Genomic DNA, 7,079 nt, shown 5'->3' on the forward strand with positions numbered 1-7,079 from the left:
GTGGTGCGGTATTGGTGAGAGCACGCCCGTAGCCCAAGGGGAAGAGCGCGCCGTCCGCCGAATTGAGCGGCTTGCCGTCGCAGCCCGCGGGCCAGCTAAAGGACAACTTGCCGGTGGCAGCGCGCGCGCCGAACAGAATATCGGCCACGCCCGCGCCTTCGCTGCCGGGCAGCCAGGAGGCGACGAAAGCATCGGCGGCGTTCAGCTCGCGGTTCATCCACAAGGGACGGCCGGAGAGGAAGACCGCAACCGTCGGCACGCCTTCGCTGTCGAACTTGCGCAGCAGCTCCAGCCCTTCGTCATCGGGGAAGACCAGCGTCTTCCGGTCGCCCGCGAATTCGGCATAGGGCTCTTCACCGAACACCACCACGGCGACATCGGGTTTGGCGGTATAGCTGCCGTCTTCGGACAGCGTCGCGCTACCGCCGCCGGAGCGGGCGGCCTGCTCGATTGCGGCGAAGATGGAGGTCGCGCCGGGGAACATGTCGTTGTCGAGTTCCGTGCCGCCCTGCCAGGTCAGCGTCCAGCCGCCCGAAGCCTGCGCGATGCTGTCCGCGGCAGTCCCCGCGACCAGCACGTTCGTCCCCGCCGCAAAGGGCAGGACGCCGTCATTCTTCAGGAGAACTTGCGATTTCGCCACCGCCTCGCGCGCGATGGCGCGGTGTTCGGGCGAGCCGAGCTTGGTCATGTCGCCCGCATTGGCACGGGCGGACGGCTTCTGCGCATTCGGCCCGAGCAGACCCGCCGCCTGCTTGACGCGCAAAACGCGCGTCACCGCCTCGTCCACACGCACCATCGGGATCGTCCCGTCGCGCACTTGCGAGACCAGCGAGGTGTGCAGCGCCACCGCATCGTCGGGCACCATGTAGATGTCGAGCCCGGCCATCAGCGATTGCGGGCAATTGCTGACTGTGCAGCCCGCGACCTGGCCGTGGCCGTTCCAGTCGCCGACCACCAGCCCGTCAAAGCCCATCTCGCCGCGCAGCACGCCGGTCAGCAAGGCTTCGTTGCCGTGCATCTTCTTGCCGTTGATCGAGTTGAAGCTGGCCATGATGGTTTCCACGCCCGCCGCGATCGCAGCGGGGTAGGGAACTGCGTGGATGCTCTTCAGCGCATCGATGTCGCCATTGACGTCGCCCTGGTCGACGCCCTGATCGGTGCCGCCATCGCCGAAGAAATGCTTGGCGGTGGCGATCACGCGGCCCTGGCCGAGGAAATCGTCCGAACCCTTGCGGCCCTGCAGACCCTCGACCAGTGCAGCGCCCAACGTGGCGACGAGGCGCGGGTCTTCGGAATAGCTTTCATAGGTCCGGCCCCAGCGATCGTCGCGTGCGACAGCGACGGTGGGGGAGAAGTTCCAGTCGATGCCCGTGACTTCGATCTCGACCGCAGTGGCGTGCCCGATGCGGCGGACAAGATCCGCGTCGCGCGTAGCGCCGAGGCCGATATTGTGCGGGAAGATCGTGGCCCCGATCACATTGGTGTGGCCGTGGACGGCGTCGGTGCCCCACATGGTCGGAACGGCGGGTTCGCCATTGGGGAGGGGAGCGGTCGACGCATCCCACATCTCGTCGGCGAGGCGCAGCCATTCGCCTGCGGGCGCGAATTCCTCGCCATAGGGACCGCCATTGCCGCCGTTGAGATAGCTGCCCCAGCGATACTGGCGCATTTCCTCTGCCGTGACGGTGTTGATCTGCGGCTGGATCAACTGGGCGACCTTGTTTTCCAGGCTCATGCGCGAAAGGATCGCGGCGATCTGCGCCTCGCTATCGGGTTGGGCCGTTGCGACGGGCGCAACCGGCGCGTCGTTCGCGGCAGGGACGGTGGCGCAGCCTGCCAGCGCTCCGCTCATGGCCAGTGTCAGCGCGATGGTTCCCGTGCCCGTCAGGGCGTTGAGCCGATTGCGTTTCGCCATTGTCGTATCTCCCAAAGTGTCGGCGTTTCAGGCGCGCTTGATGCGCCTCAGATGCGGCGGCGGCGCGGTCGATCCGCGTTCCTCCAGCGTGCCTTCGATATCGATCACGCCGTCGGGCGCCGCATCGCGGCGGGAACGGATGATCAATTCGACGGCGCGCGAAATGGTTTCGGCGATCGGTTGGTCCACCGCCGTCAGCGGCGGATCGGTGAAACGCACGATCGGCGTGTTGTCGAAGCTTATCAGCGAAAGGTCGCGCGGGACGACGAGACCGAGCTCTCGCGCGGCGTCGAGCGCTGCGAGCGCCATCTGGTCGCTGCTGGCGATGATGGCGGTCGGCGGATCGTCCTGCGTCAGCAATGTCCGCGCCGCTTCGAGACCGCTATCGAATCCGAAATCGCCCACGCCGCAAAGGCCTTCGCATGCTAGGTCGGCGTCCTTCAGGGCCTTGCGCCAGCCATCCACCCGCCAGCCGCTCAGGCTGTAGGCGTCGGGCCCCGCGATCATCCCGATACGGGTATGGCCGAGCTCGATCAGGTGGCGCGTCGCGTTTTCGGCGTGGCCCTTGTCCCCCATGGTCAGCGCAAAACCCGGCCCGGGCGCAATCGAGCCGATCCGCGCAAACGGAATGGACCGTTCGGCCAGCAGGCCGACGATCAGCGGATCTTCAGAATGGGGTGGGGTCAGCACCACGCCATCGGGTTGCAGCGCAGTAAGCGCCGCGTTCAACTCGCGTTCCACATGGTCGCTATGCGTATCGATCAATTCGACGATCATGCGATAGCCATGCTCGGCGCAGGTCAGCATTCCGCCCAGCAGCATCTGATCGACCCAGTCGGTACCGCGCCGCTCGCGCCAGTCGGCCAGAGTGCGTTCGCGATCGTTCAGCGCCATGATCAGATAGCTGCGCGATCCGCTCATCCGCTGGGCCGCTATCGAAGGTGTGTAGCCGAGCCGGTCGATCGAGGCCTGGACCCGCTCTTTCATCGCAGGCCGCACATTCGGCTCGTTGTTGATGACGCGGCTCACCGTCTGAAGGGATACCCCTGCATCGGCGGCGACATGCTTGATGGTTACAGACTGACGGCGGCGTGCCATGTTATCGGATCCTTCGGCATGCGTTCGAACCGGAAGCGGTTGCGGGGCGTTGCCACACTCTCACCAATTTGCCTCCATGGTTTCCGGTTCGACCGTCGCCGCCTCCGCGTTCTTGAGGCCTGGCGGACCTGCCTGCCTCTCGGGCCTGTATGCCTAGCGGGACCGGCGCCGAAACGCCGGTCCCTCAAGCCTCGATCAGAAATCGAAGCGCGCCAGGAAGGTGAAGCGGCGATCGTTGCGGAAGGCGGACCGCGTGATGCGGTTGCCGTCGAAGTCGATCTGGGTGCTCGTCCGAGTCACTTCGTCGAGCAGGTTCACGCCCTGGATGCCGACCTTGATCTCCGGAGTTACGGTGTAGAAGATCGACGCGTCGAGCTGCCCGGTCGCTTCGCCATAGACCGGCGAGAACGGGAAGATAACGTCGCGCGGCGTCTGCAGATAGTCCGAGCGCCAGTTATAGGCGCCGCGAACCGACAGATCGTCATCCTCGTAGAACAGCGTGGCATTGACCGTGTGCTTCGATACGCCGGGCTGCGGCAGGTCGCCGAACACGTCGCCCGAGCTGCTGAAGTCCTTCGAATCGATGTAGGTGTAGGTCAGCTGCGTGCCCAGATTGCCAAGCGGTCCGGGCAGGAATTCGAACACGTCCTGATAGGCAAGCTCGACACCTTGCAATTTGGCCGAGCCGAAATTGATCGGTCCGTTGACTTCGACATCGGTCGAAACGCCGCTGGGCGAAGTGAAGTTGCGCACCGTCGGTCCGTTACCGAACAGATTGTCGAAATCCTTGTAGAAGAAGGCCGCCGTGATCGAACCGACATCGTCGTAGTAATATTCGAAGCTGAGGTCGTAATTCCACGCCGTGATCGGGCCGAGCAGGCGGTTGCCGGTAGCGATCTGGAACAGCGGCCCGGTCTCCAGGGCACCCGCCAGTTCGAGAGCACGGGTATTGTCTCCGATTGCGCCGCCGGTTCGGAACGCCGAGAGGTCGGGCCGGGATATCGCCTTCGAGATGGCGGCGCGTACCAGGAATCCGCCACCGAAATCGAGCTTGACGTTACCGGCAGGCAGCCAGTTGTCGAATTCGATATTGGCGTTGTCGCGGATCGTTTCTCCGGTGAAGACCGACGCGAACTGCGCCTTGCGGGCATCGGAGAGCTTACAATAGCTCGGCGTATCCTGGCCCTGCTGGACGTTGCCGCACGCTGCGTTGATCTCGCCCACGGTCACGCGGTTGTCGCCATTCGTGTCGAAGAAATTGCCGAAGGGGAAGTTGATCTCGCCCTGCGTGCGGACCGTGGTCTGAACGTAACGGGCACCGATATTGCCGGTCAGTTCCCAACCATTGCCGAACACGGTGCCGAAATCGACCCGAAGATAATAGGCGTCGGTCGATTCCTCGACATCGGAAATCTCGCCGGGCAGGAATACGGTACCATCGACAAGGCCGGTGCGGTTGTAGATCGGACCCCAGGCATTGGGCGTCAGCGTGAAATCGGTAATCGCTCTGGCGCGCGCTTCGGCCGTGCCGTTCAGATATTCGTCGACCAGATTGTCGCCGCCGAAGAAGAAGGCCGAACCGTTGCCCAGCGGAGTGGGCGCGTTGCCGCGCTGGAAGTTGTTGCCGAACGGATTGCGGACCTGCGAGCTTTCGGGGAAGTCGAACGCATAGGCGCCGCCGCAGCCGAAGCGCTGGAAGTCGCCGCAGTTCCAATTGCCGCCACGACCCGTCCAGGGGGCACCGAGGTTACCCCAGTTGGAGAAGTTGGCGCTGCGGGTCACGCGGTTGCGATCCGCAAAGCGTGCGCCGAAGCGAGCCGTCCTGAAGAAACCTTCATCGCTGATGTCGTATTCGGCATCGGCGCGCATGCTGGTGAGGTGGCCTTCGTTGCGAACCTGATTGTCGATCAGGAACCAGTAGAATGTGGCCGCGGGATCGGTGAAGTAACCGGTCGAATCGCCCATCGTGCCCGGCTCGAAGAACTGGACCTGCGGCGTCTCGCTCGAATTGTCGATGAAGAGATCGGTGTAGGTCTGCATCGCGGCGATGAAGCCGTTTTCGTTACGATCCGAATTGATGCGCTGCAGTTCGATGTTGAAGCGCAGGCGATCGCTCGGCTCGAGCTGAATGTCGATCGAGTAATCTTCGGTCTTCGCGTCGTCTTCGCGCTGGAAGCGAAGCAGCTCGGTCGGAATGCCGAATCCGCCATTGAAGGGCTGGGGCTGCGTCAGCGATCCGCTCTGGAAGATGCCGTCCCTGAAGGTCGGCGTGGTGCCGGGAACGGGGACGGGGAACAGCGCATCGTCGTTCACCAGCGCAAGCGCGGCGAATTCGTTGAGCGTGCCTTCGGTTTCGGCGCGCAGATATTCGAGCGTGACGAGAGCGCGGCCGTCATTGCTTTCCCACTGGGCGACGCCGGAATAGGCATTGCGATCGCGGGTCAGGTCCGTGGTGCGGACGCCAGCGCCCTTGGGGACGACGACCGAGCCCGGCGGCGGGAAGTTCGATTCGTTGAAATTCGGATCGCCGAAATAACCGCCAGATCCGACATTGACGACGCGCAGGCACGGCCCGTCGAGCGTGTCGGCGCGATAGCAGGGATCGGTCAGCTGCGAGGCATCGGTGCGCGTGACCAGTTCCTGCTGCGCATAGCCGAACTGGAGGCCGAACGTACCCGCGCCGGTTTCGAACGTGTTCGAAATCAGGCCGGAGAAACCGGGCGACCATTCCTCGGCGAGATCGCCGTAATTGACTTCGACCGTACCGGCGAGGTTGAGGCCCGGATTGTCGAGCGGCTTGCGCGTGACGAGATTTACGAGACCGGAGATGTTCCCCTCGATCATGTCGGCGCTGACGTTCTTGTAGATTTCGACGCGGCCGAGCAGTTCGGGAGACACGTCGTTGAACGACAGCGTGCGGCCGCCATTGGCGGAGAAGATGTCGCGCCCGTTCAAAGTCGAGAGAACGTAGGGCAGGCCGCGGATGATGACGTTGGAGCCTTCGACCGAGAAGCGGTCGGGATCGTCGCGCTGTTCGAAGCGCGAGATGTTGACACCCGGGACACGCTGCAGCGCTTCGGCAACCGAACGGTCGGCCAGCGCGCCGATATCTTCGGCAGTGATCACATCGACGACGGTGTCGGCGTTTTCCTTGTAATCCTGCGCCGATTCGAGCGACTGGCGATAGCCGCTGACGATGATGATGTTTTCCGGATCGAGACCTTCGTCGATCCCCGCTTCGTTCTCGCGTGCTTCTTCCTCGGCAGGATCGGCATCCTGCGCATAAGCGGGCGATGCGGTCAGCGCACCGATGGCGAGCCCCGATGCGGTGGTGAGAGCAATCAGGCGCCGGGAAAGCGTAGTTCCGGCCTGGGGTGCGATGCGCAGCATATGTCCTCCTCCCATGATCGGGCCTCACTGTGCACCGATCTTTTAAGAATGTGACCGATACGCGTCATTGTTAGCGTTCACAAGACGCGTAAATGAACGTTCTCAATCTGCGTTGCATTTGCGCATCACCGGCTTCCGTATGCCGAAAAATCGGTTACAGTCGGGGCATGGGAATGGGATCGGACACGGGAAAAGCGATAGAGCGGATCGTCATCGTCGGCGGGGGTACCGCCGGCTGGATGGCGGCGGCGGCCCTGTCGCGTATCTCGGGTAAAGACGGGGCGGGCGCAGGTGGCCCGGTCGCGATCGAGCTCGTCGAATCGGAAGCGATCGGCACCGTCGGCGTCGGCGAAGCGACGATCCCGCCTTTCGTCGATTTCAACACCCTGCTCGATATCGACGAGCGCGAGATGCTGTCCGCAGTGCAGGGCACTTTCAAGCTCGGCATCCAGTTCGTGAACTGGGGCAATCTGGGCGACAGCTACATCCACCCCTTCGGCAATTACGGATACGAGGTGGACGGCGTGTCCTTCCACCATCTGTGGCAGCGCAACCGCATGCGCGGGGACAAGCGCCCGATCCAGGTCTTCAACCTCGAAACGATGGCCGCTCATTTCGGCAAGTTCGCGCGCACCGAAGACTATAAGCGCGACGACATGCCGCCGATGAATTACGC

4 protein-coding genes are annotated in these 7,079 nt (G+C 63.5%); 1 reads left to right on the forward strand and 3 read right to left on the reverse strand.

Annotated features, from left to right (window positions below; genetic code table 11):
• From A3736_RS00845 to A3736_RS00855, 3 genes are all read right to left on the reverse strand, one after another.
• A partial coding sequence (locus A3736_RS00845) for a glycoside hydrolase family 3 protein (protein ID WP_233999137.1) occupies positions 1–1,915 on the reverse strand: 1,915 nt, incomplete at its 3' end.
• A 27-nt stretch (positions 1,916–1,942) separates the two neighbouring features.
• On the reverse strand, positions 1,943–3,013 hold the full coding sequence (locus A3736_RS00850) for a LacI family DNA-binding transcriptional regulator (RefSeq protein WP_067678021.1): 1,071 nt from the start codon (positions 3,011–3,013) through the stop codon (positions 1,943–1,945).
• Between the two features lie 195 nt (positions 3,014–3,208).
• Positions 3,209–6,403 (reverse strand): TonB-dependent receptor, encoded by a 3,195-nt coding sequence (locus tag A3736_RS00855; RefSeq protein WP_067678024.1) that lies wholly within the window; start codon positions 6,401–6,403, stop codon positions 3,209–3,211.
• Between the two features lie 173 nt (positions 6,404–6,576).
• Here A3736_RS00855 and A3736_RS00860 point away from each other — a divergent pair.
• Positions 6,577–7,079, forward strand: a 503-nt coding sequence (locus tag A3736_RS00860; RefSeq protein WP_197465434.1) for a tryptophan 7-halogenase, incomplete at its 3' end; no start/stop codon positions are given.

Source organism: Erythrobacter sp. HI0063 (assembly GCF_001635685.1).
Taxonomy (GTDB): Bacteria; Pseudomonadota; Alphaproteobacteria; order Sphingomonadales; family Sphingomonadaceae; genus Qipengyuania.